18 protein-coding genes and 2 pseudogenes are annotated in these 20808 nt (G+C 74.4%); 13 read left to right on the top strand and 7 right to left on the bottom strand.

The genetic code is table 11. From position 1 onward, the window contains the following. Nucleotides 1-7: 7 nt before the first annotated feature. Nucleotides 8-283, bottom strand: a complete 276-nt coding sequence (locus ACY1JF_RS10990) for a phosphopantetheine-binding protein (protein ID WP_462704839.1) — start codon at nt 281-283, stop codon at nt 8-10. 214 nt (nt 284-497) lie between these two features. Between ACY1JF_RS10990 and ACY1JF_RS10995 the strand changes: the two genes are divergently transcribed. Beyond that, on the top strand, nt 498-1859 hold the full coding sequence (locus ACY1JF_RS10995; RefSeq protein WP_462704840.1) for a cytochrome P450: 1362 nt from the start codon (nt 498-500) through the stop codon (nt 1857-1859). A 40-nt stretch (nt 1860-1899) separates the two neighbouring features. Continuing rightward, nucleotides 1900-2670: pseudogene (locus ACY1JF_RS11000) on the top strand (fumarylacetoacetate hydrolase family protein); the annotation flags it as partial. Between the two features lie 138 nt (nt 2671-2808). On the opposite strand, the pseudogene ACY1JF_RS11005 reads toward ACY1JF_RS11000, so the two are convergent. Continuing rightward, nucleotides 2809-2952: pseudogene (locus ACY1JF_RS11005) on the bottom strand (hypothetical protein); the annotation flags it as partial. On the opposite strand from ACY1JF_RS11005, the gene ACY1JF_RS11010 reads away from it, so the two are divergent. Genes ACY1JF_RS11010 through ispG form a run of 9 tightly spaced genes read left to right on the top strand, consistent with a single transcriptional unit; the run spans nt 2924 to nt 12823 of the window. Continuing rightward, nucleotides 2924-3958 carry a polyprenyl synthetase family protein gene (locus ACY1JF_RS11010; RefSeq protein ID WP_462704841.1) on the top strand — a complete coding sequence of 345 codons (1035 nt, stop codon included), beginning with the start codon at nt 2924-2926 and terminating at the stop codon, nt 3956-3958. The pseudogene ACY1JF_RS11005 and the gene ACY1JF_RS11010 overlap by 29 nt on opposite strands. A gap of 1 nt (nt 3959) precedes the next feature. Beyond that, entirely contained in the window at nt 3960-5033 is a 1074-nt protein-coding gene (locus ACY1JF_RS11015) for a UbiA family prenyltransferase (RefSeq protein ID WP_462704842.1), read from the top strand. Beyond that, nucleotides 5030-6823, top strand: coding sequence for a prenyltransferase/squalene oxidase repeat-containing protein (locus ACY1JF_RS11020; RefSeq protein ID WP_462704843.1), 1794 nt, complete (start codon nt 5030-5032; stop codon nt 6821-6823). The genes ACY1JF_RS11015 and ACY1JF_RS11020 overlap by 4 nt, the downstream gene beginning before the upstream one ends. After that, entirely contained in the window at nt 6820-8202 is a 1383-nt protein-coding gene (locus ACY1JF_RS11025; protein WP_462704844.1) for an FAD-dependent oxidoreductase, read from the top strand. The genes ACY1JF_RS11020 and ACY1JF_RS11025 overlap by 4 nt, the downstream gene beginning before the upstream one ends. A gap of 20 nt (nt 8203-8222) precedes the next feature. After that, nucleotides 8223-8348 (top strand): hypothetical protein, encoded by a 126-nt coding sequence (locus ACY1JF_RS11030; RefSeq protein WP_462704845.1) that lies wholly within the window; start codon nt 8223-8225, stop codon nt 8346-8348. A 21-nt stretch (nt 8349-8369) separates the two neighbouring features. Then, a complete protein-coding gene (locus ACY1JF_RS11035; RefSeq protein ID WP_462704846.1) occupies nt 8370-9236 on the top strand; it encodes a TauD/TfdA dioxygenase family protein in 867 nt (288 codons plus the stop codon). 16 nt (nt 9237-9252) lie between these two features. Further along, nucleotides 9253-10458, top strand: coding sequence for a cytochrome P450 (locus ACY1JF_RS11040; protein WP_462704847.1), 1206 nt, complete (start codon nt 9253-9255; stop codon nt 10456-10458). Nucleotides 10459-10472: 14 nt separating this feature from the next. Then, the gene (locus ACY1JF_RS11045; RefSeq protein WP_462704848.1) at nt 10473-11576 is read left to right on the top strand and encodes an alpha/beta fold hydrolase; all 1104 of its coding nucleotides are present in this window, start codon (nt 10473-10475) and stop codon (nt 11574-11576) included. Continuing rightward, nucleotides 11573-12823, top strand: a complete 1251-nt coding sequence (ispG, locus tag ACY1JF_RS11050; RefSeq protein WP_462704849.1) for a flavodoxin-dependent (E)-4-hydroxy-3-methylbut-2-enyl-diphosphate synthase — start codon at nt 11573-11575, stop codon at nt 12821-12823. The genes ACY1JF_RS11045 and ispG overlap by 4 nt, the downstream gene beginning before the upstream one ends. On the opposite strand, the gene ACY1JF_RS11055 is transcribed toward ispG, so the two are convergent. Continuing rightward, entirely contained in the window at nt 12820-14154 is a 1335-nt protein-coding gene (locus tag ACY1JF_RS11055; protein WP_462704850.1) for an MFS transporter, read from the bottom strand. The genes ispG and ACY1JF_RS11055 overlap by 4 nt on opposite strands. Before the next feature lie 616 nt (nt 14155-14770). Between ACY1JF_RS11055 and ACY1JF_RS11060 the strand changes: the two genes are divergently transcribed. Continuing rightward, nucleotides 14771-15055, top strand: a complete 285-nt coding sequence (locus ACY1JF_RS11060; protein ID WP_462704851.1) for a LuxR C-terminal-related transcriptional regulator — start codon at nt 14771-14773, stop codon at nt 15053-15055. A 109-nt stretch (nt 15056-15164) separates the two neighbouring features. Here ACY1JF_RS11060 and ACY1JF_RS11065 read toward each other — a convergent pair whose 3' ends face one another. The 3 genes from ACY1JF_RS11065 to ACY1JF_RS11075 form a co-directional block, all read right to left on the bottom strand. Continuing rightward, nucleotides 15165-15986, bottom strand: coding sequence for a class I SAM-dependent methyltransferase (locus ACY1JF_RS11065; protein ID WP_462704852.1), 822 nt, complete (start codon nt 15984-15986; stop codon nt 15165-15167). Between the two features lie 206 nt (nt 15987-16192). Next, entirely contained in the window at nt 16193-17863 is a 1671-nt protein-coding gene (locus ACY1JF_RS11070; protein WP_462704853.1) for a bifunctional 3'-5' exonuclease/DNA polymerase, read from the bottom strand. A 245-nt stretch (nt 17864-18108) separates the two neighbouring features. Beyond that, the gene (locus ACY1JF_RS11075) at nt 18109-18960 is read right to left on the bottom strand and encodes a Clp protease N-terminal domain-containing protein (protein ID WP_462704854.1); all 852 of its coding nucleotides are present in this window, start codon (nt 18958-18960) and stop codon (nt 18109-18111) included. 97 nt (nt 18961-19057) lie between these two features. On the opposite strand from ACY1JF_RS11075, the gene ACY1JF_RS11080 reads away from it, so the two are divergent. Continuing rightward, the gene (locus ACY1JF_RS11080; protein ID WP_462704855.1) at nt 19058-20248 is read left to right on the top strand and encodes a DUF2786 domain-containing protein; all 1191 of its coding nucleotides are present in this window, start codon (nt 19058-19060) and stop codon (nt 20246-20248) included. 18 nt (nt 20249-20266) lie between these two features. On the opposite strand, the gene ACY1JF_RS11085 is transcribed toward ACY1JF_RS11080, so the two are convergent. Continuing rightward, the gene (locus tag ACY1JF_RS11085) at nt 20267-20800 is read right to left on the bottom strand and encodes a DUF4232 domain-containing protein (protein WP_462704856.1); all 534 of its coding nucleotides are present in this window, start codon (nt 20798-20800) and stop codon (nt 20267-20269) included. Nucleotides 20801-20808: the final 8 nt, after the last annotated feature.

The raw sequence follows: 20808 nt of genomic DNA on the forward strand, positions 1-20808 counted from the left end.
CGAAGAGCTATCCGTGTTCGTGCGACATCTTTTCCGCGACGAAATCAGCGAGCGCGTGCAACGAGCCGACGGCGGCCGTCGGGGTGCCGGAATCCCAGCTGACGTGGAATTCGGCCGCCACTCTGTCGAGCAGGAGCACCAAGGTGAGGGAGTCGACCCCGAGACTCGGCAGCGGCACGTCACCGGCTGTGGACAGATCGGCGGGGCACCGGTCGCAGACTTCTTTCAGCAGGGATTCGAGACGAATGAGAATGTGATCTCGGCCGGCACTTCTTGGGTCCATCCATAAACAGGTATCACGTGCACCCCGGCCCCGGTACCCCCCACAAATCAGGGGTTGCTGGCCGCACCGGCGGATCCCTAGCGTTTTCAGCGGAAATCGGGTGTTCGAGCCGGGCGGACGGACTGGACCGGACCGGACCGGGCTGGACCGGACTGAACTGGGCCGGAGTGGACTGGGGAATTCTTCAATGGACCGTGTGGACCGTGTGGACCGTGTGGACCGTATTGTCGAATATCCCAGCTGCGCGGATCACGCGGGTGAGCTGCCCGTGGCCCTGGCCGGCGCGGGCCGGACGGAGCCGCTGTCCCGGGTACGTCTGCCGGACGGCAGGACCGCCTGGCTGCTGACCCGCTACGACCACGTCCGGGCCGTGCTGTCCGGCGACGGGTTCACCCGGGACATCGCGGGGGCGCGGGCGCCCCGGTCCGACGGGGCCGTCCTTGGCCCGCGCACGGTGAACATGGACGGCCGTCCGCACCTGGAGCTGCGCGGCCTGGTGGCGAAGGCGTTCACCGTCCGGCGCGTCGAGGCGATGCGGCCGTTCGTCCAAGGCTTGGCGGACGACCTGCTCGACGGCCTGGAGCGGGACGGCCCGCCGGGGGACCTGATGGGCCGGTTCGCCGCGCCCCTGCCCGCCGTCGTCATCTGCGAGCTGCTCGGCTTCCCCGCCGAGGACCACGAACGGCTGAACGGCTGGTGCGACCGGATCACGGTGGTGGGCCGCGAGGCCGACCCCTCGGCCTGGCGGGAACTCGGCGCCTACGTCGCCGAGGCGGCACGGGCCAAGCGGGCGCGGCTCGGCCCCGGCGGATCGGTGGGGTCCGACTCCGGCGGATCGGTGGGGTCCGGCGCGGGCGGATCGGTGCGGCCTGGTGCGGGTGGTCCGGCCGGGTCCGGTACGGGTGATCCGGCCGAATCCGGTGCGGGTGGTCCGGCCGGGTCCGGTGCGGGCGGTCCGGCCGAATCCGGTGCGGGTGGTCCGGCCGGGTCCGGCGCGGACCTGCTGAGCACGCTGGTGCGGGCCGAGGAGGCGGGAAAGCTCACGCGGGAGGAGCTGGTCTCGCTCGCCGTCGTCATCCTCGCCGGCGGCCTGGAGACGACGCAGACCGCCATCGCCGCCGGACTGTTCAGGCTCTTCCAGAACCCGGACCAGCTGGACAGGCTCCGCGGCGACCCGCGGCTCCTCGACTCCACGATCGAGGAAGTGCTGCGCCACCAGCCGGTCATCGACGTCAACCGTCTCCAGGTGGCCACGCGCGACGTACGGCTGGACGGTCAGCTGGTGGCCGCGGGCGACCTCGTGCAGATCTCCGTGAACGCCGCCAACCGCGACGAGCGGGTCTTCCCCGACGGGGCGTGCTTCGACATCACCCGGCAGCCGAACCCGCACCTCGCCTTCGGGCACGGGGCCCACCACTGTCTCGGCGCCGCCCTCGCGCGCCTGGAGATGCGGGTGGCGTTCTCGACGGTCCTGCGGCGCTTCCCGCGGATCGGCCTGGCCGTGCCACCGCGGAGCCTGCGCTGGCGAGGCGGCCACGTCACCTTGAGCCTTCGGGAACTGCCCGTCACCTGGTGACCCCTCCTCCCCGGCCGCAGGCGCGAGAAAGGCAGGATCCATGCTCATCTGCAGGTACGCGGACGGCGGTCACCGCGGACACGGGCGCGTCGAACAGGGCCCGGAGGGCCTCGGCGTCGTCGTCCCCGTGGACCACGACCCGCGCACCGGGACCTGGACCGGGCGCACCGGTCCCGCCAGGCCGGTCGGGGAGATCGCCCTGCTGCCGCCCGTCGAACCGAGCAAGATCGTCTGCCTCGCCCTCAACTACCCGGCGGCGGGGCACACCGGGGGCAACGGGGCGACGGCGGGCGCCGCGTCGGCCGCCGTCCTGCTCAAACCGCCGTCCTCGCTGGCCGGTTCAGGCGCCCCGGTCCCTCATCCGGGCGCCTCCTGGGAGCTGAGACACGAGGCCGAGCTGGCGGTCGTGATCGGGACGCGCTGCAAGCGGGTCCGGCCGGACGAGGCGGCCGGGGTCGTGGCCGGCTACACCTGCGCGAACGACCTCACGGCGTACGCCCGCGCGCCGGGGCCGGCGGCCTTCCCGCCCGTGTGGGCCAAGCACTTCGACGGTCTCACCCCGCTGGGCCCCTGGCTGGCGACCGAACTGGACCCCGACGACGCCGTGATCACCTGCACCGTGAACGGCGAGACCAGGCAGCGCGACACCACCCGGTCCCTCCTGCGGCCGGTCCGCGACGTCATCGCCCTGGTCAGCGAACACATGACCCTGCTGCCCGGCGACGTCATCCTCACCGGGACCCCCGCGGGCTCCGGTCCCCTGACCGCCGGCGACCGGGTCGAGGTGTCGATCACCGGCATCGGCACCCTCCACACCACCGTCACGGCACCCACCGTCACGGCACCCACCGCCACGCCATCCACCGCCACGGCCCCCATCGAGACAGCACTCACCGAGACGGCACCCACCGAGACGGCACCCACCGAGACGGCACCCACCAAGACGGCACCCACCAAGACGGCACCCACCAAGACGGCACCCACCAAGACGGCACCCACCAAGACAGCACCCACCGAGACGGCGACGGCCGGTCACGCGGCGAGCGAGAAAGGTCATGCACGCGATGCGGCCCATTGAAGAACGAGCCGGCATACAGGACGCGGAGGCGACGGACCCCGACTCGCTCCTGACCGACCGGGACCGGCTCAACCTCGACCTCCTCAGCCGCCGGCGCGGACGCGAGGCCGACCAGCTGAGCAAGATCTCGGAGTACGCCCTGCTGCCGCCCGGCAAGATGCTCCGCCCCCTGCTGCTGCTCGAAGCGGCGCGCTGCGTCGGGGGCCGTCCGGAGGAGCTGACCGAACTGGCGCTGGCCGTCGAGTACCTGCACGTCGCCACGCTGGTGCACGACGACATCATCGACGAGGACGACCTGCGGCGCGGACGCCCCTCGGTGCAGGCCGCGTTCGGCGTCCCCACCGCCATCCTGGTCGGCGACGGGCTGATCTTCGAGACCTTCGCCGTGCTGGCGGGCCCCAGGCCCCCGGGCGTCTCCGCCGCCGCCGTCGCGACGGTGGTGGCCGCCGTCGCCTCGGCCGGACTGAACATGTGCCGTGGGCAGTTGCTCGAAGCCGAGCTGACCGGCGACCTGGGCTGCACCGTGGAGCAGTACCTCACCATGGCCCGGCTGAAGACCGGCGAGCTGTTCGAGTCGGCCTGCCGGATCGGCGCGGTCCTCGGCGGCGGCCGGCCCGAATGGGCGGACCGCCTCGGCGAGTTCGGCCGGCACCTGGGCACCGCCTTCCAGATCCGGGACGACCTGCTGGCCTTCGAGAGCACTCCCGAGCTCACCGGCAAGCCCGCCGAGAGCGACCTGCGCAACCGCCGCCCCATGCTGCCGCTGCTGATGGCCTACCGGCACGCCGACGACAGCGGACGGCGGGAGCTGGAGCGGGCGTTCGGCCGAACGCCCGTACACGAGGACACCCCCGCGCGGATACGGGGGATCATCGAGGCGACCGACGCCCGCGGCGCGGCCGGGCGGTACGCCGCGCACTTCGTCGAGCGGGCCAAACAGTGCCTGACCGGCCTGCCGTCGGCCGCGAGCGCCGACGCCCTGGCACGGATCGCGGACTACGCGTCGGCGAGGAAAGCCTGAGATGGGCGGCAGCCGGGCCGCCCGGACGGTCGCCGCGCACGTGTCGACGTGGCGGCCCTACACGCTCTGGTACGTCGGTCTGGTAGGCCTGGCCGGCGCGGTGCTGGCCCCGGACGGAGCCGCCGACGGGGCCCCGGACGGCCTCGCGGGCGGGACCGCGGACGGGCCCTCGCCCGGCACGATGGCCGTCGCCTGGCTGGTGCCCACCCTGGTGTGGATCGCCGCCCACTACCTGGGCGACTACCTCGACCGCGAACTCGACGCCGTCAGCAAACCGCAGCGCCCGCTGCCGTCCGGGCGGATGCGGCCCGCGACCGCGCTGTGGTGCGGTGCGCTGCTGGTCTGCGCGGCCTGCGCGCTCGCCCTGACCACCCATGCGCGCACGGCCCTCGTGCTGGCCTTCGGGGTGGGCGGGGCGCTCGCCTACAGCGGGCTGTTCAAGGCCCGGGGCCTGGGCGGCAACCTGGTCCGCGGCGCGCTGACCGGCGCGGTCTTCGTCTTCGGACAGATGACGAGCGAGCCGTGCCCGCGGTGGCGGCTGCTGGTGTTCGTGCTGGTCTTCTGGGCCCACGACGCCGCCTCCAACCTCGTCGGCACGGTGCGGGACGTCCGCGGGGACCGTGCGGGCGGATACGTGACGTTCACCGTCCGGCACGGCGTGCGCACGGCGGCCCGGACCGCGCTGGCCCTCTACGCCGCGGCCCTGGGCACGGCGATGGCCGGGGCGCTGCTGGTGCTGTCCGCCGGGGCGGCCTGTCTCGTCGTCCTCCTGGTCGCCGCCGCGCTCGGCTGCCACGCCTTCCGTCTACTGTTCGCCCCCGGGGCCGCGCTGACCTCACGGACGGCGCTGCGCGCGCACGAGGTCCTGGTGGCCGAGCGGCTGGTGCTGGCGGGCGCCCTGCTGGTGCCGGGGCTCGGGCCGCTGTGGACGCTCGCCGTCCTCGTCCCGCTGCTGGCCCTCACCCTGGTCACCCAGCGATCGATGCGCGCCGGGCACGAGTTCTCGCCGCAGGCGGGGGAGAACCCGGCCGACCTGCCCCTGACCGAGCCGTTCCGTCCGGAGCCCCTCACATGACCGTCCACGACCGAGGAGAGGCGGACCGGTCCGCCATGTGCCCGACCCCGACCCCGGCCCCGCCCCCGCCCCCGGACAGCCGTGTCGAGTCGGCGCTCGCGCGGGCGGCCGACGCGTTGTTCGCGGCGCAACGCGCCGACGGCTCCTGGCCGAACCGGCGGCCCACCGCCGTGCTGGGCACGGCCGGCGCCCTGGCGGCGCTGCACACCGCCGACCGCGAACGCTCCCGCGACCTGATCGAGCGGGGCGTCACCTGGCTGGTCGGCGCCCAGAACGACGACGGCGGCTGGGGCGGGGTGGCCGGTGCCGCCACCCAGCCGGTGCCCACCGTGATCGCTGCCGCGACCCTGCGCCTGCTGGCCCCCCTGGCGCCCCAGGAGCCCGTACGCCGTGCGCTGGAGCTGCTGGAGGCGCGGGGCGGGGTGGCCGCGTTCACGGACCCGGGCATGGCGCAGATGGCCCGGACGTTCCTCGTGCCGGCGGGCCTGGCGGAGATGCGCGGGGCGCGTCGCATCCCGCTGGAGCTGCTGCTCCTGCCCGCGCGGCTGTGGCGCCGCCGGCTGTCCTTCCGGGTGGCGCCCTTCGTGGCGATGGCGTTCGTCCAGGCCCGGTACGGCCGGCCGGGCCCCCTCGCCCGGCTGCTCGACCGGCTGGCCAGGCCCGCCGGACTGCGGGCCCTGGCGCAGGTGGAGCGCGGCGAGACGCGGCGCGGCGGCTACGGCGGCGACAACTGGCTGGCGGCGGTGGTGTGCCTGGGACTGAGCTGTACGAAGGCCCCGCCCCGCGCGATCGCCGACACCGTCGACTACCTGCGCGCCAACGTCACGGCGGACGGCTCCTGGCACATCATGCAGGGCCTCGACCTGATCGGCGGCTCCTACGTCGCCCGCGGCCTCGCGGACGCCGGCCACGCCGCCGACCCCCGGCTGGCCCGCGCCCGGCAGTGGCTGCGCGACTGCCAGCAGGACCAGCCGTACCCGGTCTACGGCGCCCCTCCCGGCGGCTGGGGCTGGGAGGGCCCGCGGGGCTGGCCCAACTTCCTCGACAGCGCCAACGTGCTCAGCGCCCTGCTGGCCGCCCCCGACCGGGACCGCGACGAACGGCTGCGCCGCGGGCTGCGCTGGCTCCGGTCGCGGCAGGACCGCGCCGGCTCCTGGGGGACCTTCGTCCCCGACACCACGCTGGCCAACGACGGCCCCTGTCCCTACGTGACCGCGCAGAGCGTCGACGTCCTGATCGAGGGCGGCGCCTCCCGGCACGACCCCCGGGTCGCCCGGGCCCTGCGCTGGCTGCTGGCCCACCAGCGGGACGACGGCGCCTACGAGGCGCTGTGGTACCGGGGCCTCACCCCGGGCACGTCCCTGGCGCTGGTGGCCTTCGGCCGCGCCGGTGTGTCCGGTCACCCGGCCGCCCGACGCGCCCGCGACCACCTGCTGGGCTCCCAGCTGGCCGACGGTTCGTGGGGGCCCGGTGCGACCGGCGTCGCGGGTGACGACCCGGCGCGGGGCACCGTCGAGGAGACGGCCTGGGCACTGCGGGGCCTGCTCGCCGCGGGCGTACCGGCCGGCGACCCGCGGCTGCGGCGGGCGGCGTGGTGGCTGGCCGGCGCGCAGCGGCCCGACGGGCGGTGGCCGGCGAGCCCGGTCTGTGTGCACATCCGGCACCACGCCTCCTACGTGGACGGACTGATCGTCGACGGACTCGCGCTGAAGGCGCTCGGGAGCTACCGGGCGGCGACGACGGCGGCGGCCGGCCGGCCCGCGCGGCCGGGGGAGGGCGGGGCGGCATGACCGGTTCCGGCCACGCGGAGCACGCGGAGCAGGGACAGCACCCGGAGCACGCGGAGCAGGGACAGCACCCGGAGCAGGGACAGCACCCGGAGCGGGGACAGCACCCGGAGCACCTGGAGCAGGGACAGCACCCGGAGCACGCGGACGTCGTGGTCTGCGGCTCCGGGGTGGCCGGCCTGGCGGTCGCCCACGCGCTGGGCCGGCTCGGGCTGGACGTCGTCCTGCTGGACAAGAACAAGCGGCAGCCCCCGGTCGCCAAGGGCGAGGTGCTCCAGCCCGGGTCCCTGGACATACTGCGCGAGTGGGGCGTACTGCCCGCCCTGGAGGCCAGGAAGGCGGTCCGGCTCGACCGGCTCGTGGCCCGGACGGCGGACGGCGGCGAACTGCTCACCATGGACTTCGGACTCCTCGGCGCCGAGCGGTCCTGGATGCTGTCGCACGACTACCCCACGATCCTCCGGTGCCTCGGGGACGGTCTGGGCACGACGGTCTCCTGGCGGCGCGGCGTCCTCGTCGACGGCCTCGTCAAGGACCCGGACGGGCGCGTCACGGGCGTCCGGACCCGTGACGGCGACATCCTCGGCCGGCTCGTCGTGGCCGCCGACGGCAAGTCCTCGCGGCTGCGCGGACTGTCCGGGGTGAGCGTCGGCCCGGTCGCCTACCCCCACCGGCTGCTGTCCCTCGAACTGTCGGGCGCGCCGGTCGCCCCCGACGAGGTGTCCGCCCACGTCACCGGCCGCGGGCTGGTCATGATCTACCCGTTGCCCGGCGACCGGGCACGCCTCTACGTCCAGGTGGCGGCCGACGAGCTGAGGAGGGCCGACACGGCGCGGCTGCGGCAGTGGTGCGAGCGCCTGGTCGCGCAGGTACCCGCGCTCGGCCCGCTCGCCGCGGACCTCGAAGCCGCCCTGGGAACCCGGCAGCTGCTCCCCGTCCACCGGTACCGGGCGCCCTGTCTCGTACGGCCGGGCATCGTGCTGACCGGTGAGGCGGCGCACTGCGTGCACCCGCTGGCCGCCCAGGGGATGAACACGGCCATCGGCGACGCCCACGCGCTCGCCCCCCACCTGGCCCACGCCGACTTCTCCGACGGCGCCTCCGTCGACCGGGCCCTGCGCGCCTACGAGGACGAACGCCTCGGCCGGATCAAGGACATCCACGTCATGAGCCACAACGCCGCGCGCATGATGACCAGCACCTCGCGCGGCGGCCGGACGCTGGGCCGGCGCCTGCTGAGCGGGACCGCCCGCGACACCCGGCTGCGCTACCTCACCACCTACAACATGTCGGGCCTCGGGATGCGCCCGCTCACCCCGCTGGACCGGCTCGTGCAGCTCGGTCTGCTGCCCGGCCGGCGGACGTCCGGCCCACCGGCCTGACCACCACCACGACCGCCGCAGTGACTACCGCCGAAACCACCACCGCGACCACCGCCGAAACCACCGCCACAGTGACTACCGCCGCGACCACCGCCGCGACCACCGCCGCGACCACCGCCGTGACCGCCGCCGTGACCGCCACATGACCGAAGAAGGGCGAACGAACGATGACGCGACCACTCAGGACCGCTTTCGACGTCCGGCCGCTGACCGGCGCGCTGGGCGCCGAGGTGCACGGCGTACGGCTGGAGGACATCACCGACGGGGACTTCGCCGAACTGCGCCGCCTGCTCCTGGAGTACCTCGTGATCTTCGTCCCGGGCCAGCAGGGGTGGACGCCGGAGTCCCGGGTCGCCTTCGGGCGCCGGTTCGGCGAGCTGGAGGTCCACCCCTATCTGCCGCACCCCGAGGGACATCCGGAGATCCAGATCATCGACTCGGAGCAGGACGGCAAGATCCCCATCTGGCACACCGACATGACGTACTCCCCGAACCCGCCCATCGGATCGGTCCTGCAGATCGTCCGCAGCCCCGGACAGGGCGGCGACACCATGTGGTCGAACCAGTACCTGGCCTACGAGTCCCTCTCCGCGCCCCTGCGCGACCTGCTCGACGGCCTCACCGCCGTGCACGCCGTCCACATCCCCGGGCTGGACAGCCGGGCCGAACACCCCGTGGTGCGGGTCCACCCGGAGACGGGCCGCCGCGCCCTGTTCGTCAACCGCACCCACACCTCGCACATCGTCCAGCTCAGCAGGAACGAGAGCGACGCGCTCCTGCAGTACCTCGCCGAGTTCTCCACCTCCCCGCAGTTCACCTGCCGCTACCGGTGGAACGAGGGGGACGTGGCGATCTGGGACAACAGGGTCACCCAGCACTACGCCGTCGACGACTACACGCAACGCCGTACCGGGCTGCGGGTCGTGGTGCTCGGCGACGACCCCACCGGGAACCCGCCGCGGTGGGAGCCCTACCGGCCGAAGCCGGGGGAGCGGTACGCGCCGGACCGGATCAACGCCAAGGAAGCCTACTGACGCCGGAGGGCGCCCCATGGACACGACAGAACGCGGCACGGGGCTGGCCGACCAGTCCGCCGACAGCGCCTCGGTGCTGGCCTGGTTCCGGCGGATGCGGGACGAGTCGCCGGTCAGCCACGACGAACAGGCCGGCGTCTGGCACGTCTTCCGCCACGCCGACGCCGTACGGGTACTGGCCGACACGGCCGCCTTCTCCTCCGACACCAGCACGCTGTCCCCGTCCCAGAAGGACGTCGACCTCTTCCGCAAGGGCAACGTCCTGCGCAAGGACCCGCCCCAGCACCGCAAGCTGCGCACCCTGGTCAGCAAGGCGTTCACCCCGCGCACGGTGACCGGGCTCGCGCCCCGGATCGCCACCGTGACCGGCGAGTTGCTGGACGCGATGGAGGGGGCGGAGGAGATCGAGCTGATCTCGGACTTCGCGTACCCCCTCCCGGTGATCGTCATCACCGAACTCCTCGGCATCCCGGCCGCGGACCGTCCGCTGTTCCGGCGGTGGTCGGAGGCCCTGGTGTCACCGGAGAGCCAGACCGGCTTCATCCCGAACGCCAAGCGCGTCAACTCCATGGCCCTGGTCATGCGCGAGATGAACCCCTACTGCCTGGAGCACATCCGCTCCCGCCGGGCCCGCCCCGGGGACGACCTGATCAGCGACCTGGTCGCGGCGGAGGTGGACGGACAGCGCCTGGACGACGAGGAGATCGTCGGATTCGTGGGGCTGCTGCTGCTCGCCGGACACATCACGACCACGGCGCTGCTGGGCAACAGCATCGTGTCCCTCGACGAGCACCCGCGGGCGGCCGAGGCGCTGCGGGCCGACCCGAGCGCGCTGCCCACCGCGATCGACGAGGTACTGCGCTACCGCACCCCGCTGGCCCCGGTCACCCGCAGGACCACCCGGGAGGTCCGGATCGGCGACCGGAGGGTCCCGGCCGGACAGCTGGTCGTCACCTGGCTCGCCTCGGCCAACCGGGACGAGCGGCAGTTCGCCGAGCCGGACGGCTTCGACGTCCGCCGCACCCCCAACCCGCACCTGAGCTTCGGACACGGCATCCACTTCTGCGTCGGCGCCCCGCTGGCCCGGCTGGAGGCCCGGATCGCCCTGGAGACGATGTTCACCCGCTGGAGCGCGATGGCGGCCGGTCCCGGCGTCGAGTTCCACGACCCCCGGGGGATCTTCGGGGTCAAACGGCTGCCGCTGCGCCTGGAGTGGGCCTGAGGAGAAGGACGACGATGGACACCACCACCCGCACCCCGGACACCACCCACACCCCGGACACCACCCACACCCCGGACACCACCCACACCCCGGACACCACCCGCACCCTGGACGCGACGACCCGCACCCTGGACGTGCCGGGCGCCCGCCTGTGCTACGAGGTCCGCGGCTCGGGGCCGCCGCTGCTCATGATCGGTTCTCCGATGGGCAGCAGGGGGTTCCGGGCCCTGGCGCCGCTGCTCGCCACCGACCACACCGTGATCACCTACGACCCGCGCGGCATCCTGCGCAGCACCCTCGCGGACCCGGCCCAGGACGCGGACCCCGACCTGCTGGCCGACGACGTCCAGCGGCTGCTCCTGGCGCTCGGCGGCGCACCGGCGTACGTGTTCGGCAACAGCGGCGGAGCCGTCACCGGGCTCGCGCTGGTCACCCGGTACCCACACCTGGTGCGGGGCCTCGTCGCCCACGAACCGCCGCTGACCGAACTGCTGCCCGACGCCGGTGCGGTGCGCGACGCGATCGACGACATCTGCGAGACGTACACCGGCGTCGGACGGGACGCGGGGCTCAGGAAGTACACCGCGCTGACCGGCATCGGCTTCGCACCGCCGGGCGGCGCCGGGCGGGAGGCGGCGGATGCGGCGGAGTTCACCCCGCCCGGTGACGTGCGGGCCATCCTCGACCGCTTCTTCCGGCACATCCTGCGGCCGACCACCCGCTACCGGCCGGACCTCGACGCGCTGCGCGCGGCGGGCACCCCCGTCGTGGTGGCGGGCGGGACCACCTCCGTGGGGCAGCTCTACCACCGGACCACGCGCGCGCTCGCCGACCGGCTCGGCACCCCCGTGGCCGACTTCCCCGGCGGGCACACGGGCTTCCAGGAACTGCCCGGACCCTTCGGCCGGGCACTGCGCCGGACCCTCGGCCGGGGAACGACGGCGCCGTCACCGTCACCGTCACCGGTGCGGTCACCATCACCATCACCATCACCATCACCGTCACCGGTGCCGTCACCGGCACCGGCACCGGCACCGGAAGCGGAACCGGCCGCCCGGCCACCCGGCCGCGGTCCGGCACCGAGGGCCTCGGCCCAGGAAGGCGGCTCCCCGTCATGACCGCGGTCGACCTCCCCCTGCCCGGACGCCGGCCGGCCACGCCACGGCGCCGCGCGTCCCGCCGGCTCATGGTGGGCCCCGTGCCCGTGGGCGGCGGCACGCCCGTGTCGGTCCAGTCGATGACCACCACGCCCACCGCCGACGTCGAGGCCACCTTGCGCCAGATCGCCGAACTGACCGCGGCCGGCTGCCAGATCGTCCGCGTCGCCGTCCCCTCCCAGGACGACGCCGACGCCCTCCCGCTGATCGCCCGCAAGGCCCGGATCCCGGTCGTCGCCGACATCCACTTCCAGCCCAAGTACGTCTTCGCCGCCATCGACGCCGGCTGCGCGGCCGTCCGCGTCAACCCCGGCAACATCCGGAAGTTCGACGACAAGGTGGGCGAGATCGCCCGCGCGGCCACGGCCGCCGGCATCCCCGTCCGGATCGGCGTCAACGCCGGCTCCCTCGACCCCCGGCTGCTGCGCAGGCACGGCAGGGCCACCCCCGAGGCGCTGGTGGAGTCGGCGCTGTGGGAGTGCTCGCTGTTCGAGGAGCACGGCTTCACCGACCTGAAGATCTCCGTCAAGCACCACGACCCGGTCACCATGATCGCCGCCTACCGGCTGCTGGCCGAGCGCTGCGACTACCCGCTGCACCTCGGCGTCACCGAGGCGGGACCGCTGCTCCAGGGCACGGTCAAGTCGGCGGTGGCCTTCGGGGTGCTGCTGGCCGAGGGCATCGGGGACACCGTCCGGGTGTCGCTGTCGGCCCCGCCGGCCGAGGAGGTCAAGGTCGGCATCGAGATCCTGCAGTCGCTGGGCCTGCGCGAACGCCGGCTGGAGATCGTCTCCTGCCCTTCCTGCGGCCGGGCCCAGGTCGATGTCTACACCCTGGCCGAGCGGGTCCAGGCCGCCTTCGAGGGCTTCCCGCACCCGCTGCGGGTCGCGGTGATGGGCTGTGTCGTCAACGGTCCCGGCGAGGCCCGCGAGGCCGACCTCGGCGTCTCCAGCGGCAACGGCAAGGGCCAGATCTTCGTCAGGGGCGAGGTCGTCCGCACCGTCCCCGAGTCCCGGATCGTGGAGACGCTCATCGAGGAGGCCCTCCGGCTGACCGAGGCCGGGGAGACGGCCGCGGACGCCGGGACCGAGGCCGAGGAGACGGCCGCGGACGCCGGGACCGAGGCCGAGGAGACGGCCGCGGACGCCGGGACCGAGGCCGGGGAGACGGCCGCAAACGCCGGGGGAGGTCCGGCGCAAGCCCCCTAGGACAGGGCGGCGGCGCGACGCGCGTCCAGCTCCCGCTGCACACGGGCCACGTCGGCGTCGTAGGACCGGTGCAGCAGGGACAGGAAGGCGCCGTTGACGGCCATCAGCACCACCAGCACCCACAGGAAGACGGCCTTCAGCCCGAACACGTCGCCCAGGAAGCCCGCGCCCAGGCCGAAGACGGTCCAGGAGAGGGCCTCGAAGACGGAGACGTGGACGGCGAACGCGGCACCCCGCTGTTCCGGCAGGGTGACGGCCATGACCATGGGCCGGTTGATGCCGGGGTTGACCCCGTGCAGGACGCCCATCAGGCCGAAGAACAGGGCGTACGGCCCGAGCCCGGCGTAGTCGACCTGCGTGCCGGGGAGGGCGACGGCGGCGAAGCCGAACTGCGCGGACTGGAGCAGCCACACCGTGCGGCGGCGCGGGCCGCGGCGCGCGGCGAGGTCACCGGCCAGGCCGCCCCCGAAGATGCCCAGGCAGTAGCCGAGGCCGAAGGGCAGCAGCACCAGGGAGGCGGTCGCCGTGGTGAAGCCGTGCACGTCGACGAGGAACACCACGCCGAACGCCGGCACCAGCAGGTGTCCGGACAGCAGCCGGGAGGCGAGCAGCACGGTGAAGGTGCGGATCTGGACCAGGTCCGCGACCTTGTCCCAGGTCAGCTTCGTGTGGGCCGCGCGGGTGGCGGCGTCGAGGTCGGCGAGTTGCCGCTCGGCGGCGCCGGCGCCCGGGTCGCGGTACCAGGCCCACAGGGCGAGGCCCAGCGCGACGTTGAACGCGCCCACCCCCCAAAAACCTCGGCGCCAGCCGTCCGGCACGTCGGCGAGCCGGCCCAGGAGCGGTCCGGCGAACGCGCTGACCAGGGCCATCGTGCCGTACAGCACACCGACGGCCCGGCCGCGCGCGGAGCCGTCGAACAGGTCGCCGACGACCTCGTTGACGAGCGGGTGGGCGGCGGCGTACCCGGCGGCCAGGACCGTGTAGAGGACGAGGAGCTGCGCGGCGTTCTGGGAGAACCCGGCCGCCACGCCCCACACCCCCCACAACCCGGTGGCCAGCACCAGGACCGCCTTGCGGGACCAGCGCCGGGCGGCCCACACCCACAGCGGGCCCGTGACGACTCCGACGACCTTGCCGACGGCGGTCAGGACGCCGAGCGTGCCCAGCGACAGGCCGAGGCTCTGTCTGATCGCCGGGAAGAGGTGGTTGGCCAGGCTCGTCTCGGTGTTGTCGACGAGCATCGTCCCGCCGAGGAGCGAGAGCTGCCGCCAACGCCCTTCGACCCTGGCCGTGCCGGCGGGCTGCGGTCCTGTCGTACGGACGGTCGACACGGGCCTTCCTCCCCTTTCGTGAAGGAAATCGGCAGGGCGAGTGATCCGTATGTATTCGAACAACCGGCAGGGTTATTCCGCCTCAGGGTGGCACGGGTCCGTCCGGAGGGTCACCCTGACAAATCAGGGGTTGAGTCCCGGGGGTGCGTATGCCGAGAGCCGGCACCGCGGTGAGCGCACTCCGGCGCACAACTGGAGATCTCCGCTGAGGTCTTGACGGGTGCTGGAAAAAGAAAAGAGACTGGCGATACGAGGGGGCGGCCTCGCATACGGGGGTTACACGGGGACTACATCTCGGCCTGTGACCGCGACTTCCCGGGATCTGCGCGGGAAGTTCACGGGCCGACTCCTGAGGGATTCTCCTGACGCATGGCTTCTCCGCTCTTCCGTGCTGGTGAACGGGGTGTGGAAATGATCGAATCCAGCGTCAGGAAATTTTTTACCTCCGGCCGGGATTCCCTTGATTCTCCTTTTGCGCAAGGGGGTCCGCCGCCAGCGGGTGCCGGCCGAAAGTGCCGGTATTGCGGGACGGCAAGCGGGTGGTGACAACGCTGTCACCACTTTCCAGTGCGAAACGTCTTCTCGTGGAATCAGCCGTCTGGCCAGGAGAGGGAGCATGATTCACATTCCGCGTGCCGAGAGGTCGCACACGGCGAACCCTGTACCTCAGGGAATCCCGGGCGACGACACGGAGGAAACACCAGTACTGACGCCCAGGCAGACCGACGTGGTGAAACTCGCGGTGCTCGGCCTGACCGCGAAGGAGACCGCCCGCCGGCTGGGCATCTCGAAGAACACCGTGGACGAGCACCTGCGTGAGGCGCGGCTGCGGGTCGGGGCGGCCACCAAGACCCAGCTGGTCGGCTGGGCGGTCGGCCTGGGTGTCGTGTCCCACCGCTGAGGGCGCCCCGGCGCTGCCGGCCCGTACCGGGCGGCGGCGCCGGCGGCGTCCGGGTGCGGACCGCGGGGAGCGCGCCGGGCCGTCCTGGCCGCGGACCGCGGGGAGCGGATCAGGCCGTCCTGGCCGCGGTGACCGCCACCGTGATGTACGGCATCGTGAAGCTGCCGCCGATCGCGTCGATGGCGTCGGAGACGCCCGCGAGCACCTGTGCGCGCTGCTCCTCCGTGAGCGGGGTGAGCGCGCCGTGGGTGGGCAGCTGTGCGAGCCACTCGTCCCTGGTGTAGGTGCGCTCCCAGTCGAACTGCCACTGCTCCGGCTCGCCGAAGCCGCCCGCCTCGACGACACCGTCCGCGGTCTTGGTGAAGATCCCCTGGTAGGCGGCGAGTCCCTGGGGCGACGCCTGGAAGTCGAACGGGGAGTCCGGCACCACCCGCCGGTAGACCTCGGCGAAGGCGCGCGCCACGGTGTCCGGGAGCTCGAAGGTGTGCCAGAACCCGGCCAGCCGGCCGCCGGGGCGCAGTACCCCGGCCGCCTTGGCCGCTCCGGCGACCGGGTCGATCCAGTGCCACGCGGTGCCGGCGACGACCGCGTCGAAGGCGCGGCCGGCCGGGTCCCAGTCCTCGAACTTGGCCACCTCCACCTCGACGCCGGTGCCCCGCGCGAAGTCGGCCATCCGCGCGTCGGGCTCCACCCCGAGCACGGAGCAGCCCGCCGCCTGGAACTGGCGGGCCTCGATGCCGGTGCCGCAGCCTACGTCGAGGAAGGAGCGGCCTGGGCTGTTGTCGACGATCCGCCGGACCAGGGCGTCGGGGTAGCCCGGCCTCGTCCGGTCGTAGCGTTCCGTGTCCGAGCCGAACGACTCGGCGGTCGTGCGGTTCCGGTGCAGTGCGCTCCCGGAGGAAGAACCTGGTTCCTGCGGTTGAGTGGGCATGTGGTCACCGTAGCGGGCGGGCGCCCACTCGTCAACGAACGACCAGGCGTCCCGGCCCGGCGCCTGGCGGTGCGGGGCGGCCCGTGGGCGGTCCGGCCCGAGGGCGACCGGCGCGGGGCGGCCCGTGGGTGATCCGGCGCGGGGTGGTGCGGACGCGGTCCGGGGGCGGCTCCGGACGTCAGAGGCCCGCCCCGGACCGGCGGGGCTCATTTCGCGTCCGCGTAACACCCCACCACCGCCGTGCTGAACGGGAACCGCACCGGCGTCCGCCCGAACGTCAGCCGTCCCGCCAGGTCCGCCGCCTCCCGGATCGCCGTGACGACCGTGTCGGCCTCGTCCCGCGGGCAGTGCACGATCACCTCGTCGTGCTGGAAGAAGACCAGCTCGGCGGCGAGCCCCGCACAGCTCTGCCGCAAGGCGGCCAGCATCAGCAGGGCCCAGTCGGCGGCACTGCCCTGGACGACGAAGTTGCGGGTGAAACGGCCCCGGGCACGGGCGCCGGACGCCTCGCCGGGCCGGCTCCCCGGCGGCTCGTCCTGGGGCAGGCCGGCCTCGCCGGTGCCGGCGTCGCCCGGCCGGGCCGCCGGCGGGCAGGTGCGGCCCAGCCAGGTGCGCACCAGGCGGCCCTCCTCGCCCGCGCGGGCGGCGTCGTCGACGTAGGCCACGGCGCGCGGGAAGCGGCGTCTGAGCGCGGCCAGGTTCTTCAGGCCGTCACCGGAGGTCTGGCCGTACACCGCGCCGAGCACCGCCAGCTTGGCCTGGGCGCGGTCGCCGGAGAAGGCGCGGTCGGAGACGGACTGGTAGAGGTCGGTCGGGTGGGAGGCGACCTCCATCAGACCCGGGTCGCGGGAGATCGCGGCCAGCACCCGCGGTTCCATCTGGTCGGCGTCGGCGACCACCAGCCGCCAGCCCGGGTCGGCGACCACGGCCCGCCGGATGACCTTGGGGATCTGCAGACCGCCGCCGCCGTTGGTGACCCAGCGGCCGGTGACCGTGCCGCCGGCCTGGAACCCGGGGCGGAAGCGGCCGTCGCGCACCCAGTCCTGGAGCCAGGACCAGCCGTGGGCGACCCAGATCCGGTACAGCCTCTTGTACTCGATCAGCGGCTGCACGGCCGGGTGGTCGAGGGACTCCAGCTCCCAGCGGCGGGTGGAGCGGACGGTGACGCCGGCCTCCGCGAACGCCTTGACGACGTCGGCGGGCAGGTCGGGCCGGACCCGGCGCCCGAAGGCGGCGGAGACCTCGCCGGCCAGCTCGGCCAGCCGGCGCGGCTCGCCGCCGCCCGCGTACCGCTCGCCCAGCAGGCCGTGCAGCACCTCGCGGTGCACGTCGGCCCGCCAGGGCAGCCCGGCCCGGTCCATCTCGGCGGCCACCAGCGTCCCCGCCGACTCGCTCGCCGTCAGCAGCCGCATCCGGTCCGGGTGCTCGGCGCGGTCGTGCCGCCGCTGCTGGTCGGCGTGGACGGCGGCCAGGTCGGGGAGGGGGAGGTGGCGGCCTTGGGGTTCGAAGAGGGGGGACTGGGCGCCCGGCGCGGCGGGGCGCTGGGGCGGGTCGGGGGGTACGGGAGCGCCGCGCAGTCTGGCCAGGGCGGCGGCGGCCGACCTCGGCTCACCGAAGCGGCCCTCGTGGCCGAGGAGCAGGCCCTCGGCGTCCTCGATGTCGTAGCACCGCTCCACCCGGACCCCGGCGGCGAGCAGCCGCGGGTAGAGCTCGGCGGTGGAGCGCCACACCCACCGGGCCACGTCCGGGCGGGCCCGCACCGCCTGGGCGGCGTCCGCCTCCCGTCGTACCGGGCCGGCGGGCAGCCCGTCGGGACCGAGGGGGGCGACGTCCGCACCACCGTCCTCGGCCACCGCGAGCATCCACCGGCCGGCCACCCGACGAGTCTCGCAGCAGGGTCTGACAGCGGCGGATCCGACGGCGGTGGGCGCGACAGCGGTTGGGCGCGACGGCGGCGGATCCGGCAGCGGTGGGCGCGACGGCGGCGGATCCGGCAGCGGTGGGCGCGACGGCGGTGGACGCGACACCAGCAGGCCTGACGACGGCGGATCCGACGGCGGGCCCGCCCCCGCCCGGCGGGCCCGCCCCCGCAGGGCGGGACGGCGGGACCCGGGGCGCCCGGTCAGGACCCCGTGGCCTTGGCCGCCTCCCCCGTGGAAGCGCCGTTCCCCGCCTCCGCGTCCTTCGCGTCTCCCGCCTCCGCGCCCACCGCTTCTGCGGCCTCCGCACCCTCCGCCTCCGCGTCCCCCGCCTCCTCCGCCGTGACGAACTGGGCCAGCGCCCCGGTGACGAACCGCTCCGTCGCCTCCTTGGTGACGCCGAGGCGGCTGAGGACCCCGTCGCCGTTCTCGTGCTCCAGCAGGGCCAGCAGGATGTGCTCGGTGCCGATGTAGTGGTGGCCGAGGCGGAGGGCCTCGCGGAAGGTGAGTTCCAGGACCTTCTTGGCGGCCGGGCCGTACGGCACGAGTTCCGGGACCTCGTCGGCGGCCGGCGGGAGCGCGGCGAGGGCCGCCCCGCGCAGCGCGTCCGGCGGCACGCCCTGCGCGGCGATCGCCTTCGCGGCGAAGCCCTCCGGCTCGGCGAGCAGGCCGAGGACGAGGTGCGCGGGCACGCCCTCGGCGTTGCGGGCGTTCCTGGCCTCGTTGTGCGCGGCCATCACCGTGTTCCGCGCCCGGGGCGTGTAGCGGCTGAAGCCCTCGCTCGCGTCCGGGCCCGCGGCCTCCTTCGGCACGAAGCGCTTCTGGGCCGCCTGCCGGGTGACGCCCATCCGCCGGCCGATGTCCGTCCAGGAGGCGCCCGAACGCCGGGCCTGGTCGACGAAGTGGCCGATCAGGTGGTCGGCGACCTCCCCGAGGTGCTCACCGGCGAGAACGGCGTCCTGGAGCTGCTCCAGGGGTTCGGCGTGGACCTTCTTGATGGCGGCGATCAGGTCGTCGAGACGTACGGATGCCGTGATGTTCGGGTTCGTCGTCATGTGTCAACCGTAGGTTGCGCCCCCAGGGGCGTCAACCGCCGGTTGACAGTTCCGTGCGGAGAGGAAAGGGGGACGGCGGCCGTGGCACCATCGCCGGGTGAGCAACCCCGGTACGTCCAGCGCCCCCGGAGCCGCCGGCGCCCCCGGCACCGTCGACAGCGCCTTCCGGACCGCCCTGTACGCCGCCGCGGACACCGCCGGCACCGCCCTCGACACGGCGGCCTCCCTGCTCGCGGCCGATCCGGCGGCCGACGCCGAACTGGCCCGGCGCGGACAGGAGTTCGTGGCCGGCGCCTGGCGGCGCGGCTGGCAGCCCGCCGACGTCGTACGCGTCGTGCGGCGCGAACTCGGGGACGCGCACCTGCGGCTGGCCGCCGACCTGATCCGGGCGCAGGCGGCACACGACCGTCCGCGCGGCCCGCGCTGGAGCGCCCAGCTCGACGACCTCCCCGCCGGACCGCCCGCGCGCCCGGCGGCCCGCGGCGACCGCTTCTCGCGCGCCACCACCGTCCTGGAGCTGTACCGCCTGCTGCTGCGCCTGCCCCGCCTGGAGCCGCTGGACGAGCCCGAGCCCGGTACGCCGTCCCCCGGGGGCCACGCCGACGACCGCCCCGAGTCACGCGCCCTCGCCCGCATCCGGGCCCTGCTGGCCAAGGCGGAGGCGACCGGGTACCCGGAGGAGGCCGAGGCCCTGAGCGCCAAGGCGCAGGAGCTGATGGCCCGGCACAGCGTCGACGAGGCGCTGCTGGCGGCCCGCGCGCCCGCGCCCGGCACCCCCGGGGCCTGCCGGATCGGGGTGGAGCCGCCGTACGAGCAGGCCAAGGCGGTACTGCTGGACGCGGTGGCCGCCGCCAACCACTGCCGCGCGGTGTGGAACGAGGAACTCGGCTTCTCCACCGTGGTCGGCTTCGAGACCGACCTCGCGGCGGTCGAGCTGCTGCACACGTCGCTGCTGGTGCAGGCCGAGACGGCCATGACCCGGGCGGAGGCCGCCCAGCGCGCGGGCGGGCGGAAGCGGACCAAGACGTTCCGCCAGTCGTTCCTGGCGGCCTACGCGCACCGCGTGGGCGCCCGGCTGCGGGCCGCCGCCGAAGCCCCGGTCAGCGAGGACGCCGGTCTGCTGCCCGTGCTCGCCTCCCGCGAGGCCGCGGTGACCGGCCGCCTGGAGCGGATGTTCCCGGAGACGACCACCACCCGGTTGCGGGGCGTCTCGGACGAGGCGGGCTGGGCGGAGGGCGTCCGCGCGGCCGACCGGGCCCGGGTCGGCCGCCGGCGCCCGCTGCCTTAGGAGACGTGGGAGCGGCCGTCAGTCGCCCATCTGCTGGAACGCGCTCACCGTCGCGTCCGGCCCGTCCTCGCCGTCCTCGCCGTCCTTCGTCGCGACGGCGCCGTACGACCAGGGGATGTCCTGCGTGGCGGAGGCGCCGGGCAGGGCGAAGCGCGCCGTACGGACGTCCAGGCTCGTGCCGTCCTCCTCCCCGCGCACGTAGGTGATGGTGAAGGAGGCGGCGGCGCCCTCGGCCAGGGTCAGCCGCCGCGCCGAGGCGCCCTCCTCCCGGCCGGTCTCCTTCGAGGCGCCGTCCACGAGGAGCGTCACGGTCGGGAAACCCTCGAGGACGCACTCCGTGCCGCGGTTGGTCAGGGTGACGGTGACGGTGCCGGTGTCCCCGGCGGCCGGCGCCGGGCTCGCCGCGACCTCCGTGCCCGACCCGCCGATCCGGCAGGCGGAGCCGTCACCGCTCTCGTCGGCGCCGCCGCTCTCGTCGGCGCAGGAGGTCAGGAGGAGCGCCGCGGCGACGGAGGCTGCGGCGAGGGCGACGGTCGGCCGGGTGGCGCGCATGAACGGGT

It is taken from the genome of Streptomyces sp. SYSU D01066-1 (assembly GCF_054956795.1).

Excerpts from the sequence above, each read along its gene's own strand:
- ACY1JF_RS11025 (WP_462704844.1), top strand. The coding sequence starts at position 6,820 with ATGACCGGTTCCGGCCACGCGGAGCACGCGGAGCAGGGACAGCACCCG.
- ispG (WP_462704849.1), top strand. The coding sequence starts at position 11,573 with ATGACCGCGGTCGACCTCCCCCTGCCCGGACGCCGGCCGGCCACGCCA.
- ACY1JF_RS10990 (WP_462704839.1), bottom strand. The coding sequence starts at position 283 with ATGGACCCAAGAAGTGCCGGCCGAGATCACATTCTCATTCGTCTCGAA.
- ACY1JF_RS11040 (WP_462704847.1), top strand. The coding sequence starts at position 9,253 with ATGGACACGACAGAACGCGGCACGGGGCTGGCCGACCAGTCCGCCGAC.
- ACY1JF_RS11015 (WP_462704842.1), top strand. The coding sequence starts at position 3,960 with ATGGGCGGCAGCCGGGCCGCCCGGACGGTCGCCGCGCACGTGTCGACG.
- ACY1JF_RS11010 (WP_462704841.1), top strand. The coding sequence starts at position 2,924 with ATGCGGCCCATTGAAGAACGAGCCGGCATACAGGACGCGGAGGCGACG.
- ACY1JF_RS11045 (WP_462704848.1), top strand. The coding sequence starts at position 10,473 with ATGGACACCACCACCCGCACCCCGGACACCACCCACACCCCGGACACC.
- ACY1JF_RS11065 (WP_462704852.1), bottom strand. The coding sequence starts at position 15,986 with ATGCCCACTCAACCGCAGGAACCAGGTTCTTCCTCCGGGAGCGCACTG.
- ACY1JF_RS11075 (WP_462704854.1), bottom strand. The coding sequence starts at position 18,960 with ATGACGACGAACCCGAACATCACGGCATCCGTACGTCTCGACGACCTG.
- ACY1JF_RS11060 (WP_462704851.1), top strand. The coding sequence starts at position 14,771 with ATGATTCACATTCCGCGTGCCGAGAGGTCGCACACGGCGAACCCTGTA.
- ACY1JF_RS11085 (WP_462704856.1), bottom strand. The coding sequence starts at position 20,800 with ATGCGCGCCACCCGGCCGACCGTCGCCCTCGCCGCAGCCTCCGTCGCC.
- ACY1JF_RS11020 (WP_462704843.1), top strand. The coding sequence starts at position 5,030 with ATGACCGTCCACGACCGAGGAGAGGCGGACCGGTCCGCCATGTGCCCG.
- ACY1JF_RS11035 (WP_462704846.1), top strand. The coding sequence starts at position 8,370 with ATGACGCGACCACTCAGGACCGCTTTCGACGTCCGGCCGCTGACCGGC.